The sequence below is a fragment of the Pedobacter frigoris genome (assembly GCF_032678645.1).
Taxonomy (GTDB): domain Bacteria; phylum Bacteroidota; class Bacteroidia; order Sphingobacteriales; family Sphingobacteriaceae; genus Pedobacter; species Pedobacter frigoris_A.
In genome coordinates, this window is sequence record NZ_JAVTSP010000002.1 from 138,062 (window position 1) to 159,890 (window position 21,829).

General features: G+C 40.8%; 22 protein-coding genes. 14 read left to right on the forward strand and 8 right to left on the reverse strand.

Going from position 1 to position 21,829, the window contains the following annotated elements:
• Nucleotides 1–5 precede the first annotated feature (5 nt).
• From R2Q78_RS06990 to R2Q78_RS07000, 3 genes are all read right to left on the reverse strand, one after another.
• Complete coding sequence (locus tag R2Q78_RS06990) at nucleotides 6–1,232, reverse strand: alanine dehydrogenase (RefSeq protein WP_316790224.1); 1,227 nt, start codon at nucleotides 1,230–1,232, stop codon at nucleotides 6–8.
• Nucleotides 1,233–1,294: 62 nt separating this feature from the next.
• Nucleotides 1,295–1,711, reverse strand: a complete 417-nt coding sequence (tsaE, locus tag R2Q78_RS06995; RefSeq protein WP_316790226.1) for a tRNA (adenosine(37)-N6)-threonylcarbamoyltransferase complex ATPase subunit type 1 TsaE — start codon at nucleotides 1,709–1,711, stop codon at nucleotides 1,295–1,297.
• 2 nt (nucleotides 1,712–1,713) lie between these two features.
• The gene (locus tag R2Q78_RS07000) at nucleotides 1,714–3,267 is read right to left on the reverse strand and encodes a bifunctional response regulator/alkaline phosphatase family protein (protein ID WP_316790228.1); all 1,554 of its coding nucleotides are present in this window, start codon (nucleotides 3,265–3,267) and stop codon (nucleotides 1,714–1,716) included.
• Between the two features lie 105 nt (nucleotides 3,268–3,372).
• On the opposite strand from R2Q78_RS07000, the gene R2Q78_RS07005 reads away from it, so the two are divergent.
• The 8 genes from R2Q78_RS07005 (at nucleotide 3,373) to R2Q78_RS07040 (ending at nucleotide 11,863) form a co-directional block, all read left to right on the forward strand.
• Entirely contained in the window at nucleotides 3,373–4,596 is a 1,224-nt protein-coding gene (locus tag R2Q78_RS07005; RefSeq protein ID WP_316790230.1) for an HD domain-containing protein, read from the forward strand.
• Between the two features lie 118 nt (nucleotides 4,597–4,714).
• Nucleotides 4,715–5,794, forward strand: a complete 1,080-nt coding sequence (gene lpxD / locus R2Q78_RS07010; protein ID WP_316790232.1) for a UDP-3-O-(3-hydroxymyristoyl)glucosamine N-acyltransferase — start codon at nucleotides 4,715–4,717, stop codon at nucleotides 5,792–5,794.
• Nucleotides 5,784–7,196, forward strand: coding sequence for a bifunctional UDP-3-O-[3-hydroxymyristoyl] N-acetylglucosamine deacetylase/3-hydroxyacyl-ACP dehydratase (locus tag R2Q78_RS07015; protein WP_316790234.1), 1,413 nt, complete (start codon nucleotides 5,784–5,786; stop codon nucleotides 7,194–7,196). The genes lpxD and R2Q78_RS07015 overlap by 11 nt, the downstream gene beginning before the upstream one ends.
• Nucleotides 7,193–7,978, forward strand: coding sequence for an acyl-ACP--UDP-N-acetylglucosamine O-acyltransferase (lpxA, locus tag R2Q78_RS07020; RefSeq protein WP_048908154.1), 786 nt, complete (start codon nucleotides 7,193–7,195; stop codon nucleotides 7,976–7,978). The genes R2Q78_RS07015 and lpxA overlap by 4 nt, the downstream gene beginning before the upstream one ends.
• 6 nt (nucleotides 7,979–7,984) lie before the next feature.
• Nucleotides 7,985–8,599: an ABC transporter ATP-binding protein gene (locus tag R2Q78_RS07025; protein WP_316790240.1), complete on the forward strand. Its 615-nt coding sequence runs from the start codon at nucleotides 7,985–7,987 to the stop codon at nucleotides 8,597–8,599.
• Nucleotides 8,600–8,756: 157 nt separating this feature from the next.
• Entirely contained in the window at nucleotides 8,757–9,317 is a 561-nt protein-coding gene (efp, locus tag R2Q78_RS07030) for an elongation factor P (protein WP_136836778.1), read from the forward strand.
• 109 nt (nucleotides 9,318–9,426) lie between these two features.
• Nucleotides 9,427–9,987: a 5-formyltetrahydrofolate cyclo-ligase gene (locus R2Q78_RS07035; RefSeq protein ID WP_316790243.1), complete on the forward strand. Its 561-nt coding sequence runs from the start codon at nucleotides 9,427–9,429 to the stop codon at nucleotides 9,985–9,987.
• A gap of 82 nt (nucleotides 9,988–10,069) precedes the next feature.
• Nucleotides 10,070–11,863: an OmpA family protein gene (locus tag R2Q78_RS07040; RefSeq protein WP_316790245.1), complete on the forward strand. Its 1,794-nt coding sequence runs from the start codon at nucleotides 10,070–10,072 to the stop codon at nucleotides 11,861–11,863.
• A gap of 45 nt (nucleotides 11,864–11,908) precedes the next feature.
• On the opposite strand, the gene R2Q78_RS07045 is transcribed toward R2Q78_RS07040, so the two are convergent.
• From R2Q78_RS07045 to R2Q78_RS07060, 4 genes are read right to left on the reverse strand one after another with little or no spacing between them, the layout of a single operon-like run.
• Nucleotides 11,909–12,877: a formimidoylglutamase gene (locus R2Q78_RS07045; protein ID WP_316790246.1), complete on the reverse strand. Its 969-nt coding sequence runs from the start codon at nucleotides 12,875–12,877 to the stop codon at nucleotides 11,909–11,911.
• A complete protein-coding gene (hutI, locus tag R2Q78_RS07050) occupies nucleotides 12,864–14,120 on the reverse strand; it encodes an imidazolonepropionase (protein WP_316790247.1) in 1,257 nt (418 codons plus the stop codon). The genes R2Q78_RS07045 and hutI overlap by 14 nt, the downstream gene beginning before the upstream one ends.
• Nucleotides 14,120–14,893: an exodeoxyribonuclease III gene (locus tag R2Q78_RS07055; protein WP_316790249.1), complete on the reverse strand. Its 774-nt coding sequence runs from the start codon at nucleotides 14,891–14,893 to the stop codon at nucleotides 14,120–14,122. The genes hutI and R2Q78_RS07055 overlap by 1 nt, the downstream gene beginning before the upstream one ends.
• A 5-nt stretch (nucleotides 14,894–14,898) precedes the next feature.
• Nucleotides 14,899–15,597 carry a peptidylprolyl isomerase gene (locus R2Q78_RS07060; protein ID WP_316790251.1) on the reverse strand — a complete coding sequence of 233 codons (699 nt, stop codon included), beginning with the start codon at nucleotides 15,595–15,597 and terminating at the stop codon, nucleotides 14,899–14,901.
• Between the two features lie 132 nt (nucleotides 15,598–15,729).
• Between R2Q78_RS07060 and R2Q78_RS07065 the strand changes: the two genes are divergently transcribed.
• The 5 genes from R2Q78_RS07065 to ygiD all read left to right on the forward strand — a co-directional run bounded on the left by R2Q78_RS07065 (nucleotide 15,730) and on the right by ygiD (nucleotide 19,117).
• Nucleotides 15,730–16,128 (forward strand): HYC_CC_PP family protein, encoded by a 399-nt coding sequence (locus R2Q78_RS07065; RefSeq protein WP_316790253.1) that lies wholly within the window; start codon nucleotides 15,730–15,732, stop codon nucleotides 16,126–16,128.
• Nucleotides 16,129–16,216: 88 nt separating this feature from the next.
• Nucleotides 16,217–16,753, forward strand: coding sequence for a heavy-metal-associated domain-containing protein (locus R2Q78_RS07070; protein ID WP_316790256.1), 537 nt, complete (start codon nucleotides 16,217–16,219; stop codon nucleotides 16,751–16,753).
• Nucleotides 16,754–16,780: 27 nt separating this feature from the next.
• Nucleotides 16,781–17,569 (forward strand): hypothetical protein, encoded by a 789-nt coding sequence (locus tag R2Q78_RS07075; RefSeq protein ID WP_316790258.1) that lies wholly within the window; start codon nucleotides 16,781–16,783, stop codon nucleotides 17,567–17,569.
• Nucleotides 17,570–17,645: 76 nt separating this feature from the next.
• Entirely contained in the window at nucleotides 17,646–18,239 is a 594-nt protein-coding gene (locus R2Q78_RS07080; protein ID WP_316790261.1) for a YceI family protein, read from the forward strand.
• Between the two features lie 50 nt (nucleotides 18,240–18,289).
• On the forward strand, nucleotides 18,290–19,117 hold the full coding sequence (ygiD, locus tag R2Q78_RS07085; protein ID WP_316790263.1) for a 4,5-DOPA dioxygenase extradiol: 828 nt from the start codon (nucleotides 18,290–18,292) through the stop codon (nucleotides 19,115–19,117).
• On the opposite strand, the gene R2Q78_RS07090 is transcribed toward ygiD, so the two are convergent.
• Nucleotides 19,118–20,518: an aldehyde dehydrogenase family protein gene (locus tag R2Q78_RS07090; RefSeq protein WP_316790264.1), complete on the reverse strand. Its 1,401-nt coding sequence runs from the start codon at nucleotides 20,516–20,518 to the stop codon at nucleotides 19,118–19,120.
• A 118-nt stretch (nucleotides 20,519–20,636) separates the two neighbouring features.
• On the opposite strand from R2Q78_RS07090, the gene R2Q78_RS07095 reads away from it, so the two are divergent.
• On the forward strand, nucleotides 20,637–21,821 hold the full coding sequence (locus R2Q78_RS07095; protein WP_316790266.1) for a hypothetical protein: 1,185 nt from the start codon (nucleotides 20,637–20,639) through the stop codon (nucleotides 21,819–21,821).
• Nucleotides 21,822–21,829: the final 8 nt, after the last annotated feature.

Below are 21,829 nucleotides of genomic sequence, written 5' to 3' on the forward strand. Positions count from 1 at the left end.
GGCCGTTACTGATTGGCTGCAACCAAAAGTTCAATGTCTTTGAAAGGCAGGTTGAACATGCTGGCCAGATCTTTATTTGTAAGGTGTCCCTGATAAATATAAAGAGCCTCCCTGATTCCGGGCTTATTCCATACTACATTCATCAGGCCTCCCATATCGCCAATGTCTACAAGGATTGGTGAAAAGATATTGGTAAGCGCATAAGAAGCAGTTCTGGGCACTCTTGAAGCGATATTTGGCACACAATAGTGGATGACATCATATTTCCTAAACACAGGGTCTTTATGGTTGGTCACTTTGGAGGTTTCAAAGCAGCCGCCCTGATCGATGCTGACATCTATAACTACGGAGTTTGGTTTCATTCTGCTGACTGTCTCTTCCATGATGATGCAAGGGCTGCGTCCATGTGAAGCTCTAATGGCTCCGATTACGACATCACAGGTAACAATTGCTTTTTCGAGTACAATAGGTTGCATTACCGACGTGAACACTCTGCTTCCAAGGTTGTTTTGCAGGCGTCTGAGGCGATAAATAGAGCTGTCGAACACTTTTACTTCTGCCCCCAGAGATAAGGCCGTTCTGGCTGCGTATTCACCAACAGTGCCCGCACCAAGGATAACAATTTCGGTAGGTGGTACCCCTGTAAATCCACCAAGCATGAGGCCTTTTCCCCCGGTTACATTGCTGAGGTATTCTGCGGCAATAAAGATTGACGTAGCTCCGACAATTTCGCTCATTGCCCGGACTACACTCAGGATGTTGCCCTCATCACGAAGATTTTCAAAACAGAGGGCATTTATTTTTTTATTTAACAGGGCTTTAAGATAGCTTTCTTTCAATCCGCCCATTTGAAGAGCTGATATGAGGGTTTGACCTTTGTGCATAAGGCCTACTTCTTCTATAGTCGGGGGTGCAATTTTTACGAGAATATCAGCATCAAAAACATCCTTTTTGTTAAAAGAAATGATGGCTCCCTGTTCACTGTAGTCATTGTCAGAGAAATTGGCGCCCACTCCGGCCCCGCTTTCAATAATGACTTTATGTCCGTTGTGTACCAGCAATGCAACCGATAAGGGAGTTAGTGCGATTCTATTTTCCTGGAAGGAAATCTCTTTCGGAATGCCAATATACAGGCTATTGTTTCTTTGTTGTGTTTCTGACATTGCCTCCTTAGGCTGTACCAAACCTTTTTGGGCAATAGCGGCCATACCTTCGCGTAATCCTGTAGCCATTTGTTTAAATGATTTTTGCTTGAAATTAAGAAAAATTACGATAAACAGTCAAAAAAAAGACCTTATATTTTTGAAACTGAGAGCATTCGTTCGTTTTCGTTTACGGTAAAAATTTCAACCTTGATGTAGTTCTCCGGCAATAATTCCTGAATTTTCTCCGGCCATTCTATGAAACAGGTATGACCAGAATAGAAATATTCTTCATAACCGATATCATAAGCTTCCTGTATAGATTTGATGCGGTAAAAATCAAAATGATAGATAACCTTTTCGCCTGCTAAATATTCATTTACAATGGAAAAGGTAGGGCTGGATACGGTATCCTGAACACCCAGGGCCCTGGCAATCGCTTTGATAAAGGTGGTTTTCCCGGCGCCCATATCGCCTTCAAATATGAAAAAATTATTATCCCCGGCGAAGCTAAGCAGAGATCGGGCCGCTTCGTCGAGGTCTGATAAACGATTTACTTTTATTTTCATGTCTATCTGGAACTGTATGTCGCTATTGGAATGATCATTTCTTCCAGGGAAATGCCCCCGTGCTGAAAAGTTTCATTATAGTAGTTTACAAATTGGTTATAGTTATTCTGGTACACAAAGTAGCGGTCCTCTTTTGCAAAGATATAGTTTGAACTGATGTTGATCTTCGGCAATTGTGCCTCATGAGGGTTTTTAATCAGAAATACTTCTTTCGCATTGAAATTCAAATTCCTGCCCTGCTTATACCGAAGATTGGTGTTCGTATTCCTGTCGCCGATGACTTTGCTAGGATGTTTTACCCTAATGGTGCCATGGTCTGTTGTGATCACCAGTTTCACGTTTTTCTGTGCGATTTTTTTCAGTAGTTCCATTAAAGGGGAATGCTCAAACCAGGACAGTGTGAGTGACCGGTATGCGGCATCGTCATTTGCCAGCTCGCGGATCATCTGCATGTCCGTACGAGCATGAGAAAGCATATCGACAAAGTTGTATACGATTGCGTTAAACTCATTTTGAAGGAGGTTGTTTACCTGTTCATTGAGGGCCTTTCCATCATCGTAAGTCAGTATTTTATTGTAGCTGAATTTACAATCTTTGCGCAGACTTCTTTTGATCTGATCAGCAAGAAATGCCTCCTCATGCATGTTTTTTCCTCCTTCATCGTCATCATTTTGCCAAAGTCCGGGAAATCTCCTTTCCATTTCAAGAGGCATTAAACCTGAAAAGATGGAATTACGGGCATATTGTGTTGCGGTAGGCAGGATGCTGGAATAGGTATCTTCTTCATCCATGCGGAAATGCTCGGTAATCAATGGATTGATGATCCTCCATTGATCGTAGCGCAGGTTGTCGATGAGAATAAAAAAAACAGGAACATTACTGTTGATCAGGGGAAATACTTTCTTTTTCAATAGTTCATTAGAAAGCAGGGGTGCTTTTCCTTTGCCATTCACCCAGCCCAGGTAATGATCTTCTATGAACTTTGAAAACTGCATATTGGCCTCCGACTTTTGCATGGTCAGAATTTCATGCATTTGCGGGTCGTCGAGCTTTTCAAGTTCTAATTCCCAAAATACCAGTTTCTTGTATACATCAACCCATTCTTCATAGCTTAAGCGGTCATTTAAGGTCATGCCCAGTCTTCTGAAATCCTGCTGATAAGCCATAGATGTTTTTTCACTAACCAGGCGCTTATTGTCGCGTATTTTCTTGATAGTTAAGAGTACTTGCTTAGGGTTGACCGGCTTGATGAGGTAGTCGTCTATTTTAGAACCGATGGCATCTTCCATCAGGTTTTCTTCTTCGCTTTTTGTAATTAAAACAACAGGGACGTCACTTCTTATGTTTTTAATGGCAGTCAATGTTTCCAGTCCGCTCATTCCAGGCATATTCTCGTCAAGGAACACAAGGTCAAAGTGTTCTTTGCCAAAGGCTTCCAAGGCATCGTTACCATTGGTATAGGTAGTTACGTGGTAGCCCTTTTCATTGAGTAGTAATATGTGTGGTTTTAATAAGTTGATCTCATCATCGGCCCATAAAATCTTGGTTTCCTGCATTCTGATTTTTATAAAATGTAAAATAATTTGTCAAAAAAAGGATCTCTCTTTCTAACTATGGATAAAAATAGCAATTTTTGTACCGTATATATTTATTTTTAAGGATTGAACAAAAAGAAAATCATCAATGATCCTGTATATGGCTTCATTAATATTCCATCAGCGATCATATTTGATCTCATCTCGCACCCCTATTTTCAACGGCTAAGGTATATCAAGCAATTGGGAATGACGCACCTCGTATATCCGGGAGCACTTCATACCCGTTTTCATCATGCATTAGGTGCGATGCACCTGATGGGGCTTGCTATAGAAGTGCTAAGGGGGAAAGGGCATAAAATTACAAACGAAGAAGAAGAAGCTGCCACAATTGCCATATTATTGCATGACATCGGCCATGGTCCTTTTTCTCATGCACTGGAGCATTCTCTGGTCAATGGAATCAGGCATGAAGATATTTCTATGTTTATCATGGAAAAGCTAAATAAGGAGTTTGACGGGCGGCTCACACCCGCTATTGATATTTTTAAGGGGAAATACCATAAGCGGTTTTTGGCACAATTGGTTTCAGGACAACTGGATCTTGACAGGATGGACTACCTGAACAGAGATAGTTTTTTTACCGGAGTAAGTGAAGGTGTGATTAGCTTTGACAGGATCATTAAGATGTTTAATGTGTTGGACGACGACCTGGTTATCGAAGAAAAAGGCATTTATTCCATTGAAAACTTTTTAATTGCCAGAAGGTTGATGTACTGGCAGGTTTATTTGCACAAAACCGTTGTTTCAGGAGAGCAGGTTTTGGTGAAAATATTGAAAAGGGCAAAGGAGCTTTCAGCAAAAGGGGCAAGTTTATTTGCCACTCCGGCATTGGAACATTTTCTAACGAACGACATTTCAGAACAGGAATTCTTTTCATCTGAGGAGCACCTTGCGATGTTTGCACTGCTTGATGACCAGGATATTTTTGCTGCAATAAAGGTTTGGAAGACGCATCCGGACAGGATTTTGTCGCAGCTGTGTACCATGTTGACCAACAGGAATTTATATAAAGTAGAAATGAGTAATGAAGCTCCAGACTCAGGGAGGATTGAAATCCTTACAAGAAACGTAATGGACTCATTGAAACTGACCGAGAAGGAAGCGGCCTATTTTGTTTTTACAGATGTAGTGAGAAATCGGGCGTATGATGCCGGGAACAGTAATATAAACGTTCTTTTAAAAAACAATACTACTATAGATATTGTAAAAGCCTCAGATTTATCTAACTTAGAATCTTTAGACAAGACAGTGAAAAAACACATATTATGCTATCCCAGAATTATTTAGCATAATTTAACAAAATAATTAATTTTTAATCCCGTTTTTAGTTTCTTACATCCAAGGGTGTATTAATAACCTAAATAGGTTTATTTGTTCATATCAATTTAACATATAACTTTGTAAAATGCAATTTACTGCCAAGCAGATAAGCGAATTTATAAATGGCACCATTGAGGGCGATGCAGATGCGAAGGTTGAAGAACTCTCCAAAATAGAGAGTGGCCAAGCTGGTTCTTTATGCTTTTTATCAAATCCAAAATATGAAAATTACTTATACTCAACGAATGCTTCAGTTGTAATCGTTGGTCAGGATTTTGTGCCGTCAGAGCCGGTAAAGAGTACGCTTATAAAGGTAGCAGATCCATATAGTGCTTTTTCCGTTTTGCTGGAGAAGTACAATGAGGTTAACCAATTGAATACCCAATCAGGAATAGAGCAGCCTTGTTTTATTCACCCTTCTGCAAAGCTGGGATCAAATGTTTTTGTAGCGGCGTTTTCTTATATCGCTGAAAATGTTGTGATTGGGGACAATACCAAGGTGATGGCACAGGTGTATATTGGTCCGGATTCAAGGATCGGGGATAATTGTGTTTTTTTTCCAGGAGTAAAAATTTATAATAAATCTATTATTGGCGACCGGGTGATGATCCATTCGAACACAGTAATCGGCAGCGATGGTTTTGGATTTGCACCTCAGAAAGACGGGACTTATTCTAAAATAGCGCAGATCGGAAACGTGGTTATAGAAGATGATGTGGAGATTGGTTCAAATACTTCGATTGACAGAGCCACTATGGGTTCGACTTTCATTAGAAAAGGGGTAAAGCTGGACAACCTGATCCAGATTGCACACAATGTGGATGTGGGTGAACATAGTGTGGTTGCGGCTCAGACTGGTATATCCGGAAGCACAAAGCTTGGCGAGAAATCAGTTGTTGGAGGCCAGGTCGGTATTGCCGGACACCTTTCGCTGGCAAAGGGAACACAGATCGGTGCCCAGGCGGGGATTAATTTCAATACATCAGAAGAGAATAAGCAATGGCACGGAAGTCCGGCGCAGCCTCTGAGGGATTGGATGCGGGCATCTGTTATTTTTAAACAATTGCCTGCTGTGGAAAAGAGAATTGCATTTTTAGAGTCGTCTATAAAGCAATTAAAGGCATTAATTGATCAAAACAGTACAATAAATAATAATGAACGTTAAGCAAAAAACTATAAAAAACGAAGTTTCTGTAAAAGGGGTTGGCCTTCATACAGGAGCAAATGTTACGCTCACTTTTTGTCCGGCGCCAGAAAATCACGGCTTTAAATTTCAAAGGATAGATTTGCCGGGCAGTCCGATTGTTGATGCTGATTGCGACAATGTTACTGATACTGCCAGGGGAACTACAATTTCACAAAACGGCGCTAGCATAAGTACCGTGGAGCATGTGATGGCATCTTTGGTGGGAATGGATCTGGACAACGTACTGTTGAAGCTAGATGGCCCTGAAACCCCTATTATGGATGGCAGTGCTATACTGTTCATTGAAGCACTTGAATCTGTAGGGGTACAGCAACAGGAAATTGATAGAGAATATTTTCAAATACCTCATAACATCACCTACGCGGAACCAGACAGGAAAGTAGAAATTGTAGCCATGCCTTTGGATGACTACCGTTTTACTTGCATGATAGATTATAATTCGCCGGTATTGGGAAGCCAGCATGCTGGAATTTCAAGCATTGCGGAGTTTAAAAAGGAAATAGCTTCATGCAGGACATTTTGTTTTTTACATGAATTGGAATACCAGCTTCAGAACAACCTCATTAAAGGAGGTGACCTGAATAATGCAATCGTAATTGTAGATAAAGAAGTAACCAAGGAAGAACTGGATCATCTGGCTTCTATTTTTAACAGAAGCGCGATGGAGGTTGCCCCTCAGGGGATTCTGAACAACATGGAGCTCAGGTACCAAAATGAGCCAGCAAGACATAAATTGTTAGATATGATTGGCGATCTGGCACTTGTAGGGGTTCACCTTAAAGGCCACATCATGGCTGCAAGACCTGGTCATGCGGCAAACGTTGCTTTTGCTAAAAAGATAAAGGCGGCAATTAAAAAAGAGAAGAATAAAAAAATACAGCACGTTTATGACCCTACTGTAAAACCGCTTTACGATGTGGTTCAAATCATGGATATTTTGCCTCACAGACAACCATTTCTATTTATTGATAAGATTCTTGAATTGTCAAAAACGCATGTGGTTGGTGTGAAAAATGTGACCATGAACGAAGAGTTCTTTAAAGGGCACTTCCCGGGGGCCCCGGTTTTTCCTGGAGTAATCCAGATTGAAGCAATGGCCCAAACTGGAGGAGTGCTGGTTTTAAGTACCGTGGCTGATCCAAGAAATTACCTGACATACTTTCTGAAAATCGACAACGTTCGTTTCAGGGCACAGGTTTTGCCGGGAGATACAATTGTTTTCAGGTGTGATTTAATGGAACCAATCAGAAGAGGTATTGCCCAAATGAAAGGTGTTGGAATGGTCTCAGGGAAAGTTGTTGTGGAAGCGGAGATGATGGCACAAATTGTAAAAGTAAAAGATAGCGAAGCAACAGCATGATACAGCCCTTAGCATATATACATCCTCAGGCAAAAATAGCCGATAATGTAGTAATAGAACCATTTGCCGTGATTCACAAAGATGTGGAAATTGGTGAAGGGACCTGGATAGGGTCTAACGTGGTGATTATGGATGGCGCCAGAATTGGTAAAAACTGTCGTGTTTTTCCAGGATCAGTGATTTCAGGAGTGCCCCAGGATTTAAAATTTGCAGGAGAGGTGACCACTGCTGAGATTGGTGACAATACAACGATAAGAGAGTGCGTTACGATCAACAGGGGAACAAAAGATAAATGGAAAACTGTGATTGGGAGCAACTGTCTGATTCAGGCATACTCTCACATTGCACATGACTGTGAAGTCGGAGATTACTGCATCTTTTCTAACAGCACAACGCTGGCAGGGCACATTACCATTGGTAATTATGTGGTTTTGGCAGGGCTTGTAGCAATACATCAATTCGTGAAAGTAGGTGCACATGCTTTTGTAACCGGTGGTTCCCTGGTTCGTAAGGATGTTCCGCCATATGTAAAAGCTGCAAGAGAGCCGCTTTCCTACGCTGGAATCAATTCTGTAGGATTGAGAAGGAGAGGCTTTTCATCAGAAAAAATAAATGAAATCCAGGAAATATACAGGGTCCTTTTTGTAAAACACAATAATGTAACCAAGGCTCTGGATATGATCGAAGCAGAATTTAAACCTACTGAGATCCGTGACGAGATCGTAGATTTTATCAGAAACTCTAACCGGGGTGTAATGAAAGGTTTCGGTTCAGGAAGCTAAACGCTGATGACGATTACTTTAACGAATATTGGGCGGAGATTTAACCAGGAATGGATATTCAGAGGAATAGACTACCAGTTTGAATCGGGCGGCAAGTATGCAATACTTGGTCCTAATGGTTCGGGAAAGTCGACCCTGCTGAGTGTTGTGTTGGGTAATTTATCATCTTCAGAAGGAAAAGTGGTTTATGATCATGGAAAACCAGTTTCGGTGGAGGATATTTATCAATACCTTAGCTTTGCAGCCCCTTATGTTGATCTGATTGAAGAATTCACACTTCAGGAGACGATTGATTTCCATTTTCAATTTAAAGGGCTGTATGACGGGATCAGTAAATCTGATGTGATGGACTTATTGGGTCTGGTTAAGTCTCAGGATAAGGCTTTAAAATACTTTTCCTCCGGAATGAAGCAGCGTACCAAGCTTGCTTTGGCATGTTGTACCGATAGTCCCCTGCTGTTACTTGACGAACCAACTTCGAATCTGGATGTGCAGGGGTTGAGCTGGTACCATGAACTGATGAGGGAATTCAGCAAGAATAAACTGGTAATTGTTGGTTCCAATCAAGAAGTTGAGTATTCCTTTTGTAACCATTTCGTTCGGATAATGGATTATAAATAACTTAAAATTATATTTGCAATATAGCTTAAGCGCCTTATTTGGGGTGTTAAAAGGCATTAAAAAAATATTTTCAAATTACTATTGTATAATTAAAAAATAGTCTTTACCTTTGCGGCACGAAAAAAGGCCGAAAGTTTAGGCACAATTTCAAAGAAAAATGGCAAAAGCATCAGAAGTAAAAAATGGTAATATCCTTCGTTTCAACGGAGAATTGGTACAAGTAGAGGAGTTTCTACACCGTACGCCGGGTAACTTGCGTGCTTTCTACCAAGCCAGGATGAGAAATGTTAAGACCGGTAAATTGGTTGAATACAGATTTCGTGTAGATGAAGATGTAGAGATTTGTCGTGTTGAGACCAACGATTACCAGTATTTGTATGAAGATGGCGACGCACTTGTAGTAATGGATAATACTACTTACGAACAGTTTAACATACCTAAATTATTATTTGGTAAAAGTGTTCGGTTTTTAAAGGAAGGAATGAATGTGATCATCGCTTTTGAAAGTGATGAACCAATTATGGCACAAACGCCTTCACATGTTGAATTAGAAATAACCTATTCGGAGCCTGCAGTAAAAGGCGATACTTCTACAAACGCATTGAAATATGCAACTGTAGAGACAGGAGTAGAGATAAAAGTTCCAATGTTTATCAATCAGGGCGATAAAGTTAAGGTTGATACGCGTACAGGTGACTATATAGAAAGAGTAAAATAAGAATTTTCATAGTTTAGTTTTAGGTTTAGGTTGATTGTGGCTTCGGAGTGGTTCCCGAAGCCATCTTTTTTTACACTAAATTGGGAGATTTGCCTAAGTTTGTGTCCCGATGAATAAAGCAGAAATTCGAAAACAGGCGCTCTTGCAGCGTAAAAGTATGTCGCCAGAAGAGGCATCTGTCTTTAATTTAAAGCTATTGGAGCATTTTAAGAAACTTGGTTTCTCGTCTGTTAAAACCTTACACATTTTTCTTCCTATTGCCGAAAAAAACGAGCCAGATACCTTTTTGTTAATCGATTGGCTAAACCGGGCTCATCCTGAAATTAAAATTATCGTTCCGAGGGCAGATTTTGATACTTTTCTTATGTCCAATTATGTTTACGAAGGAAAAGAAAGACTGGAAAAAAACAGGCATAATATTCTTGAGCCTCAAAAAACAAATCTTCACGAAGGAGCGGTTGATATGGTGATTATTCCTTTACTTGGTTTTGATCTTAAGGGATACAGGGCAGGGTATGGTAAAGGTTTTTATGACCGGTTCCTGAATGGGATTTCTACGGTTAAGGTTGGGCTTAATTTCTTCGCCCCGGTAGACGTTATTGATGATGTTCATGAAAATGACATCATCCTTGATCTGTGCATTACACCAGATAAAATCTATTTTTTCTAATTATTTCATAAAAATAGGGTAACAAAAATCCATGTTGCCTGATATCTCTCCAAACAGTTTCACATAAATGAAAGGAGTGATTATGAAAAAGTTAATATTTACATGGATAATGATGTTGGTGGCCACTTTTAGCTGGGCACAGAAGCCTTCGGATACTTTATCCGGAGAAAGGAACGGCAAATTGCAGGTTACTGCATTTGGCGGATTAAGCATGCCGATGGGTAATTACAAAGGAGATATCGGCAGGGCCAAAAACGGATATCATGCCGGGATGGCCATAGATAAATATTTTAAAGGTAACAAGTGGGGAATTGGAATTGATGCAAGGTTTCTGAACCATGACATCAGGAAATTTGACAGTGTCTTTTTTAGCAATGGATACATTGCAACAAATTATGTAAATCACCCGTCATTTCAGCACATTGGAGTAAGCATTGGCCCTTCTTATAAAGCCGGTTTAGGTAAATTAGATCTGGAAGTATTTTTACGCGGAGGAGTATTGTTTCAGGGTTTTCCAAAATATACGCAGTCTGTCTACATTAACCAGGCTGTAGGGCCTGCATTAAATCTGTTTGATAACTATTATACCAATAATCCAAAACGAATTACAAAGGCATGGATGGGCCTTGGCGGCTTTAGATTGTCGTATAATATAGATGAGAATTGGGCTGTTTTTCTTCAAGGAGACTATCTCAGAACTTTTGGGAAAGACTTTGGAGGAGACTCAAGCGAATTTCATGTTAACGGTTACAAGCAGAAAAAAGCAATTACTTCAGCCGATGTTTTTACTATAAAAGATAACAAAATTACGAACTTAAGTGATTTTTATGAGGAAGTTCCTGTGAGTCAGAAAACTTTTGTTCAGGCTGTTAATGTAGCTGCGGGAATCAGATTTACTTTTGGAAGCAAAAAAAGACAAGCACCAGAGAAAGCAGCACCGGTTAAACAAGCTGTGGCATCTCTGGTTTCAGCCAAAGACATCCTGGTTGTTGTGAAAGATAAACAAACTGGATTGGCCTTAAGTGGTGTTACGGTAACCATCAGCCGGAATGGAAGAGATGAAGTATCTGTCAGCAATTCAAATGGTGAAGCCGAGCGGATAAAATCGGCACAAAGAGGAAGCTATCAGATTACGGCGGTAAAAAATGGAATTGCCGCGATTCCGGTATCCATCAACGACATTGATTTTGACAAATCCGGAGCTTTGATTTACAAAGAAATTTATCATGATGATCCACGATTTACATTGATTGGAGAAACCATTAGCGCTAATAATAATGCAAAACTTCCAGGGATCAGTACCGTGCTAACCAACACCGGAACAGATAAAAATATGAGTCAGATTTCTGATGGTGAAGCGAAATTTGTTTATCAGCTGGATCAGCAATCTGATTACAATGTCGTTGCGAACCAGGCCGGTAAGTTTTCACAAACAGAAGGTGTGAGCACAAAAGGGCTTGACAGAAGTAAAACTCTGTATGTGACATTGAAGCTAGGGATTAGTAACCTGGATGCAGGAGCAATCTTTGTACTTAAAAACATTCATTATGATTTTGATAAATCAGCAATAAGGCCAGATGCAGCCAGAATACTGGATAATCTTTTGAACATCATGATTCAAAATCCAACCCTAAGGATAGAATTGTCCTCACACACAGATAGTAGAGGAAAAGATCAGTATAATATGACGTTGTCTCAAAACAGGGCTCAGGCTGCGGTTAATTACCTCGTGAGTAAAGGAGTAGAGCGAAGCAGGATGGAAGCAAAAGGATATGGGGAAACCAGGTTGCTAAATAATTGCGGAAATGGCGTACAATGTTCTGAAGAAGATCATCAGATGAACAGAAGGACGGAGATTAAGGTGTTAAAATATTAGGATTAGGTTATGGTTAATGCCCCGGACATAAGCCCCGGGGCATTTTTATTTCTGATTTTTTAAAAAGTCTGTAACCAGGTAGGCGATAACCTTAGCCGTCTGTTGAGAGGTTCTGCCATCAGACATGGCGACGGCTCCTTCACAAATGTGCAAATAAGCATACTTTTTGGTTGAAGTCAAGAGGATATCGCGGATCAGATTTAAATTGAATCCAGAAGGAGAGGTTGCACTGGAAAGTACATTTTCTATACTGTCCAGGTCGATTTCCAGTCCCGGGGACTCTAAATTTTCTGTCAGTTCTTTCCAGTATTGGATTTTGAAGTTGGGATTGGTCAATACTTCTTCAAAGAAGATCGTATAAATATCAGGATTGCTGTCGATTTCCCGGAGAATCGCCTCGTTATTGTAATTTTGGTGCAGACCAAAAACGCCATATTTACCCAAATAATTGTCTTTAAATGCATAACTAAACCCATTGCCGCTGTGTCGGCCAGTAGTAGGTCTCAAATCTGCATGAGCATCTATATTGATGACATGAATCGCCTTTTGTTTGGCAAGCGAAGTTCCTTTTATGATGGGGTAGGCATTGTTATGGCCACCTCCGATTACTACAGGAGTTTTTCCGGCAGCTACAATTCGCTCAATTACTTCATATACGACGGTATCGATCTGTTCCACCTTTTGTTGAAGCGCGCCAATTCCAGGTTCCTCCGGGTCATTAAAAATAAAATGCCCCAGGACCAGCAATTCAGAGCCCTGTAAGAAACGATTGCTCTGTATGTTTAAGATGGCCTTCAATGCGGGGAGCCATGCGCTTGAGGCTCCTGCAACGCCGTAATTGGCACGCACACCGATATCCTCCGGTATTCCAACCAGTACGAAAGCGGCGCTTGATGTTTCCAATTCCTCCAGGCTTAAAATGAACTGGACACACTCGCCGAGTTTGGTTTCTCCATCGCGAGGATTTACAAGGGTTTGTATATCCTCCGGGCTGTAAATTTTAAGGCCTTCCATTGTAGACTTTTCCATTTAAGACCACCATTGCTACCTGCGACTGACCAAAGCTATATGGCAGATAAGCCAGCGATGGCATTGGTCTGGTAATCATCAGATTTGCTTTCTTTCCGATTGCGATGCTTCCTGCCTGGTCGCTTATCTGCATTGCGGCAGCACCATTGATGGTTGCAGCGTTAATGGCTTCTTCGGGCAGCATCCTTAGCTTGATGCAGCTAAGGGAGACTACAAAATTCATGTTTCCTGAAGGAGTAGATCCGGGGTTAAAATCTGTGGCCACGGCTACCGGGATACCCGCATTGATGAGTCCTCTGGCATTGGCAAAAGGGATGTTCAGGTAAAAGGAGCAGGACGGTAATAAAGTCGCTATAGTGTTGCTCCCGGATAAACTTTCGATTGCCGCATCATCCGTAACCTCAAGGTGATCGACAGAAACCGCATGATGTTTTACGCCTGTTTCAACAGCGCCGGAAACAGACAGCTGATTGGCATGGATCTTAGGCGGCAAACCGTACCTTGCTCCAGCATCCAAAAGCCTGGAGGTTTCTTCAACCGAGAAGAATCCTTGTTCGCAAAAGACGTCCATGTAATCTGCCAGACCCTCTTCGGCTATTTGTGGGAGCATTTTATCGATGATTAGCCTGATGTATGCTTCATGGTCATTTTTATATTCCTGAGGGAAAGCATGAGCAGCTAAAAATGAGGCTTTTACAGGTATTGGGAATGTCTCTCTGAGTCTTCTGATGACGCGGAGCATCTTTATTTCACTGTCTAAAGAAAGGCCGTATCCGCTTTTTATCTCCACGGCACCTGTGCCCTGTAGTATCATGTCCTGAAGTCTCGCAGAGGCACTTTCAAACAATTGATCTTCGGTTGCCATTTGAAGTTTCCTTGCAGAATTCAGGATACCGCCCCCGGCTGCTGCGATGTCCTCATAGCTTTTTCCCTGGATCTTCATGACAAATTCTTCTTCCCTTGGTGCAGCAAAAACAATGTGTGTATGCGAATCGCACCAGGAAGGTAATACATAACCGCCGTTGGCAGAAACTGTTGGTATGGTATCCGACAGTTCTGAAGGAATGTTTTCCATTGCTCCAAAATCGGCAATTAACCCATCCTTACATAGCAGCCATGCATTTTTGATCGCTGGAAGGTCTGCCATAGCGGCACCTTTTAGCAAAAGCGTTTCTTTGGGGTGAATACCAGCTAGTGAAGCAATATTTATGATTAGAAGTGCAGACATTATTGAGGATTTAATTCTAATAAAACAGGACAATGGTCAGAATGTACGGCATCAGGTAAGATCTTAACATGTTTAAGCCTTTGCAGCATTGGTTGGCTGGCAAGATGATAATCGATTCGCCAGCCCAGGTTCTTGGCTCTTGAATTTGCCCTGAAGCTCCACCAGGTATAATGGTGAGGATCTTTGTTAAAATGCCTGAAAGTATCAATAAAGCCGTTTCCTAAAAACAGTTCCATCCACTCCCTTTCTTCAGGAAGGAAGCCGGAAGAATTGGCATTGGATTTCGGATTGTGAATGTCAATCGCTGTATGGCAGATGTTGTAATCACCTGAAATGATCAGGTTGGGGTATTCCAAACGGAGGCCACCTATATAGGTGTCAAAAAAACGCATGAATTCATACTTTTTAACTTGTCTCTCGTCGCCACTTGAACCGGACGGCATATAGAGGCTCATCAAAGAAAAAGTGTCAAAATCGGCCCTTAAAATACGCCCTTCTTTATCTATCCATTCCTCTCCGCAACCATATTCTACATGATTGGGTTTGATTTTGCTTAAAATGGCGACCCCGCTATAGCCTTTTTTTTCAGCAGGAAACCAATAGTGGTGATATCCTAGCTGTTCGATTAATGCAATAATTTCCGGAATCTGGGAAGGGAGGGCCTTTACTTCCTGTAAACAAATCATATCGGCGTCTGTCGACTGAAGCCAGCCGAAGAAGTTTTTGGTAGAAGCAGAGCGGATGCCGTTAACGTTATAAGAAATGATCTTCATGTCTATTATTTTTTAATCTTTTTATTGAGTTCTTTTTCCAGCTTTTTTGCCTCTCTTCGTTTCAAAACAGAAACTTGCATGCTGATATCGGCAACAGGACGGTCTTTTGAATCTCTTTCCAGAACTGCAATAGCATCTACCATTTCCAGTCCTTTCACTACCTCACCAAATACCGTATAATTTCTGTCGAGATGAGGAGTTCCACCCTGTGTTTTATAAATTTCCCTTTCCCATTGCGGGATTTTGAATTGCAGACGGTTTTTTTCAACTGCATCAAGCTGTTCATCTGTGAATTTTTTGCCCTGAACGATATAGAACTGACTTCCGCTGGATGCTTTTTCAGGATTGTTGTCCCTTGCTGCACCTAAGGCACCTTTTTTATGAAACAAGCTATCCCTGAATTCGGCAGGTACAGTGTATCCTACCGTCCCGTTGCCAAGTTCTTCCCCTGGCCTCGCGTTTTTAGAATCGGGATCTCCACCCTGAATCATGAAATCCTTAATGATCCTATGAAACAAAGTGCCATCGAAAACATGATCTTTTGTCAGCTTTATAAAATTATCCCGGTGTTTTGGTGTTTCATTGTAAAGCTTAATGATGCATTCACCTTTAGCTGTTTTGATCCTTATATATTGATTTTTAGGCTTAGCGGAAAATGCTGAAATGAAACAGCAACACAAGATTAGGGTAAAGAACTTATTCATTTTTACTGATTATTTCGCGCTAAGTTAAGTTAAATATGTTTTTGTTGGCAAGCGGAAGCCTATCAATTATTTTACTTAGCATCAACATGCAAAAGATATTTTATGGGAATTATTTTTCATATTTGCTTAGAAATGAAACTGCAACAAAAAATAGCCATGTGCTTATGTGCCTTTTACCTGATTACTGCAATCGGAATAGGCTTGAACATGCATTTTTGTAGCGGTAAACTTTCTTCTGTCCGTGTATCAAAGCCGGCAAAATGCGGGGCTTGTAAGGGGGAAGAGAAAGCCAGTAAGGCTCATGACTGCTGTAAAGACTCGTCCATAGACGTAAAAGTAAAAGATAGTCATGAAGCGGGATTTAAAGTAAAGCTTCCGCAAGACTTTAGTTTAGAGCTGTTTTTAGGTCATTTAATCAGGAAATCTTTTTCGGAAATTGTTTCTCATATCTATAATAAAGTTGAGAACAAAGCTCCGCCACTCTCCGCAGTACTCTCACTCCACATTTACAATTGCATTTTTAGGAATTAGGCCGGAATAAATTTAACAACCTTTATAGATAGGGTTATCTATAGTGGTTTTTATTTCAAAAATTTATTCATAATTAAAAGCAATTCAAATGAAAACGATCCAATATTTAAGTATATTTTTTATTCTATTTATCTCAGTTAACGCTTCGGCACAGCAAATTTCCACGGCAGAATTACAAGTTACAGGGCTTACCTGCTCTATGTGTTCGCAAGCAACAGAAAAAGCGCTTAGAACCCTGGACTTTGTGGAGGGGGTTAAGCCAGATCTGAACAAGAACATATTTGTGCTGGACTTCAAGGAAAACAAAGGAGTTAACATAGACCAGATCAAGAAGAAAGTGCAGGATGCCGGTTTCTCTGTTGGAAATTTAACTGCAGTTTTTAATTTCAACAACGTTAAAATAGACGATAACGGGCAAACTGTAATAGGTGCAAACGTATACAAGTTTCTTAACGCAAAGAACAAAACACTGAATGGGCCGGTAAAGGCAAGTGTTGTAGATAAAGACTTTATCTCGGGATCGTCATTTAAGAAGAAAGCAGCTCAGTATAAAATGGATACTTACGCTGCAGGTGCTGGGACGGTAAATGGTAAGAAGACAAGAATTTATCATTTAACGATCTAAGCAACTTTTATGAGATTTTTTAATTTAATGGCAGTACTCATATTGTTTATGAGTACTGCCAGATCTCAGGAACTGTATATTTTTACAGAGCCTGCGAGTAATATGCCGTCAAAATCAATTGGGGTCAGGATCACCAATGAAGGCCTCTTTAAGCCTGAGTTTGCCAATAGGCTTATACCTGAAGTTATGATCGGGTTCAACAAAAACCTGATGGTCCATGCACAAGGGTTTATGTCTGATATGGATGGTAAATATAGGGTAGAAGGCGGAAGTTTCTATGCGAAATACCGGTTTCTATCTCTCGATGAGGCGCAGAGCCATTTTAGAGCTGCGGCTTTTGCGCGCGTAAGTACAAGTAAACGACCGACGTATACTGAGGATATCAACCTGGAGGGAGACAATAGCGGATTTCAGGCAGGAGTGATATTTACGCAGCTATTACATAAGCTGGCCCTTTCTGGAACTTTAAGCTATAATAAATCATTTGAGTCTGCGGAAAAGCAATTGGCAGGGATGCCCCAACCGGATCAAATGTTAGGGTACAGCTTGTCTTCGGGATACCTTTTGCTGCCCTTTGTATACAAGGACTATAATCAACCCAATTTTAATCTGTACTTCGAAGTATTGGGAAAAACAAATCCCGATAATGGGAGATCTTATGTGGATCTGGCTCCTGCTGTTCAGGTGATCCTCAACAGCCGCACCAGGATAGATCTCGGGTATCGCTTTGAGCTTGCAGGCAACTTGCCTGGAAGATACAATAGGGGAATGTACCTGGCGAGGGTAGAATTCAATTTTTTCAGTGTATTGAAGTAAAATCATTTCTTATCATAGGTCAACAATTCGCAGTTTGATTGGTTATAGCTTTGTACAATCATTAACTCAAAAAATTATGAAGAAATTATTCTTATTCCTGATTGCGGTGTCAATCAGTGCTGCGACATTCGCACAAACAAAATGGAATGTAGATCCAATGCACTCTTTTGTGAATTTTTCTGTAAAACATATGGGAATCTCATTTGTTGACGGGTCTTTTAAGAAGTTTGATGGTTCGCTTGTTGCTGCTAAGCCAGACCTTACTGATGCAAAAATCGATTTTACGGTTGACGTGAACAGTATCAGTACCAGCGTAGAGATGAGGGACAATCACCTTAAGACAGATGATTTCTTTAATGCAGAAAAATTTCCGACAATGAAGTTCGAAAGTACATCATTTAAAAAAAGACCAACTAAAACGCCGAAGCAGAACACCAATAGTTATATTTTAAGCGGAAAACTAACCATTCGTGATGTAACCAAAGATGTAGTGTTTGCGGTAACTTATGGTGGTACGGCCAAAGATCAACAGGGAAATACCAAAGCTGGTTTTACTGCATTAACAAGTATCAATCGGTTGGATTATAACATTAAATATGATCCTACAGGTACTGGTGTAGCAAAAGACATTCAAATTACTTTAAACCTGGAGTTTACTCAGGCGAAGTAATCATAACGATCAGGCCGCCTGAAAACGGCCTGATTTAATGTAAGTTTACGATGGCCAACCTTTCACAATTTAACAATTTTACCAGAAGCCTGCCTTTGCAGGACACTTTGATGCCTGTTTTGTTTATTGGCCATGGGTCTCCTATGAATGGAATTGAAGACAATGAATTCAGTTTAAAGTGGGCTGCTGTGGCGAAAGATATTCCAACGCCCGCTGCGGTACTCGTAGTTTCCGCACATTGGTTTACAAAAGGGACTTACGTTACAGCTATGGATTTTCCACAAACCATTCATGATTTTGGAGGATTCCCACAGCAGCTTTTTGATGTAGTTTACCCTGCTCCCGGAAATGCGGAGCTGGCCATGGAAACAGCTGGATTGGTACAAAGTACGACGGTCGGACTGGATCATGACTGGGGTTTAGACCATGGGGCCTGGACAGTTGTGAAACACATGTACCCAAATGCGGACATCCCTGTTTTGCAATTGAGTATTGATTACACTAAAGATGCGCGGTATCATTACGAATTGGCTAAAGAAATTTATCAATTGCGCAAAAAAGGCGTTCTGATTCTTGGAAGCGGGAATATGGTTCATAACCTGAGGATGATCAGCTGGCCTATGATCGATGGGGGCGGTTACGACTGGGCACTTCAGATCAGTGATAAGTTTAAAACGTTGATTATGAATAATGATCATAAACCTTTAATGGATTATCAAAGTCTAGGAAAGGAAGCGATGCTGGCGATCCCTACGCCTGAACATTATCTGCCCCTGATGTATACCCTTGGTTTAAAAAATGAAAAGGAAGAAGTTTCCCTATTCAATGATAAAGCTGTCGGAGGATCACTGACAATGACATCAGTAAGGATTGGCTAGTTACATCAACCGCTTCAGCCATCTCAATACCCAGCTTTTCTTTTCATATGGGGGATAGATCAGGTTGGTGACATCAAATCCCGACTGAAATACAACCGCCCTTTCGTGAGAGAAAGTCTTGAAGCCAAACTGCCCGTGGCAGCTTCCAACGCCACTCCCGTTTACCCCGCCAAAAGGAAGTTTTGGATTGGATATGTGGATGAGCACATCATTAACACAGGTTCCCCCTGCGCTGGTTTGTTTGATGATGTGCCGGATATTCTGACTATTTTCACTGAAAATATAGAGCGCCAGAGGTTTGCTTTTTTCATTGATCATGGCAATAGCATCGTCCAGCTGTTTGAAAGGAATTATAGGCAAAACAGGGCCAAATATCTCTTCTTTCATAATTTCTGCATCAGAAGAGAGGTTTGTAATCACAGTAGGATAAATGGTTCTTTCTGACGGCTCGGTGATGCCACCATAAATGATTTCAGCTCCTTTGGCCGATGCATCGTTAATTAAACCCGAAAGACGATTAAAATGACGGTCATTTATGATTTTAGCATATATCGTCGTATCAGGTTTCTGAGTGCCGTTAAAAAACATTCTTTCCACCGCTTCTTTATATTGTTGTATAAAAGGTCGCTGTAAGTCCTCAGGAATAAGTATATAGTCAGGAGCTATACAGGTTTGTCCTGCATTCATTAGTTTGCCCCAGGCTATTTTTTCTGCTGCTTTTTTTAAGTTGGCAGAGGAATCCAGAACAACCGGAGATTTTCCGCCCAGTTCAAGCGTAACTGAAGTTAAGTTTTTTGCCGCGGCTTCCATCACCACTTTTCCAATGGCAGTGCTGCCGGTAAAAAATATATGATCAAACGGAAGGGTCAGCAATGCGGTTGAAACGGATGCATCGCCCTCAAAACAGCTAATTTCATTGTCCTCAAAACAATCCTCTACAATTTTTAATATAATGGCGCTGGTTTCCGGACTTAATTCAGAAGGTTTGAGCATGGCGCAATTTCCTGCTGCAATGGCAGATATAAGTGGGCTCATCATTAGCTGGAATGGGTAATTCCAGGGTGAAATGATGAGACAGACCCCTTTAGGCTCATAATATATCTTGTTTTTTGCAAGAAGGTTGGTGATGGTTTTTCCTACAGACTTTGGCTTCATCCAGCCGTTTAGGTTTTTTATTGCGAAATCAATTTCACCGTAAATAAAAATGAGCTCTGTTACAGCCGCTTCAAAGGTGCATTTTCTCAAATCATTTTGTAATGCTTCATAAATGGCGTCTTCATGTTTTTCAATGCTATCCTTCAATTTTTTTAATTTATTGATTCTTTGCGTTGCATTGCTTGCTCTAAGCGTATATTTATACGCTTGCTGGGCTTTAAAAACAGAATTGATCGTATGCATCATATTTTGAAGCCTTTGCGGCATTTTTGTTAAAATAGGTTAAATAAATTATCCTTTAATGCTTTTACATCCAAAATAGATTCATTTAAAGGATATTGCATAAGTTAAATAAAAATACAAAATGAAAAGGGGATTTTTTATTGTTTTGGTACTTACAGTGTTTAGCTATGTTTCGCAGGCACAAACAACCAAAACTGGGGTTGTCGTAATTGGAAATGGAAACAGTGCTGTTGGGGCGGGAATCCAATCGGCAGTGTCGGGTGTAAAAACAACAGTGATATTGAGCACACAGGATTTTCAGCTTTCCGCGTCGGGCAACAGTCAGGCCTCCGGAATTGAAGGGGAAATATTGAAAAGGATTAAGGGCAATACAGGACAGGTACTGGTCGACTATTCTAAAGTAAGCACTGTAGTTCGTTCATGGACAGACACTTTAAAGAACCTGACTATCATCAGAGGAGCAGGCCTGCTCAAATTAAAAAGATCGGGTAGTGGCTGGAATATTGAACTGACAGGGGGTAAAATCATTAAAGCCGGTGTATTGGTCGACGCAGATAAAACCGGAGCAGTAAGCAGCGCGTTGCAGATACCTAAAGTACCACTGCAATGGAAAGCATTTAATTATGACGATTACTTGTACAGGACCAGTGTTGCGTCGGGTTATGTTATAAGTGGCGGATCTGCAAATTTTCTCTTGATGGACAAATTGCAGTTACCCGGACAGGACAACTTAATTGTTTTAAACCCTGAGCAAGAAAGTTTTGTTGCAGGCCAGGCTGCCGGAGCTACGGCAGCCTATGCCGTGTTTTTTAAGACAAAAACATCCTTGGCTAACCTAAAACTCATCCAGGGGGAGTTACTCAATTATAAACTATCATTGGTGCCATTTGCAGATGTTAATCATGCGGATAGTAACTGGAAAGACATACAGGTAATTGGTCTTTCGGGTTTCCTGAGAGCAGAAATATCAAGTGGGACAGCCTATTTCAGACCAGACCAGGAAGTTCTCTCTGTGGAGATCAAAGAGCCGGTAAAATCCTATTATTACAAAGCTCAGATTTGGTTTGATGACCATAAAGAGGAAAAAATGACGATTAACAATACCTTGAAAATGATATCATATGTTGCCGGACTATCATTAGAAAATACCATTAAGGAGGTAAAAAAGAATTGGAAGAAAGGTTATAACTTTAGCACTGAATATGACGGCGACCGTGTGATTACCAGACGTGAGTTTGCTGTATTGAGCCGGTATCTGAAACCTTTTAACGTCAACTTAGATAAAACCGGCAAAGTTGTACGGTAAAAAATAAT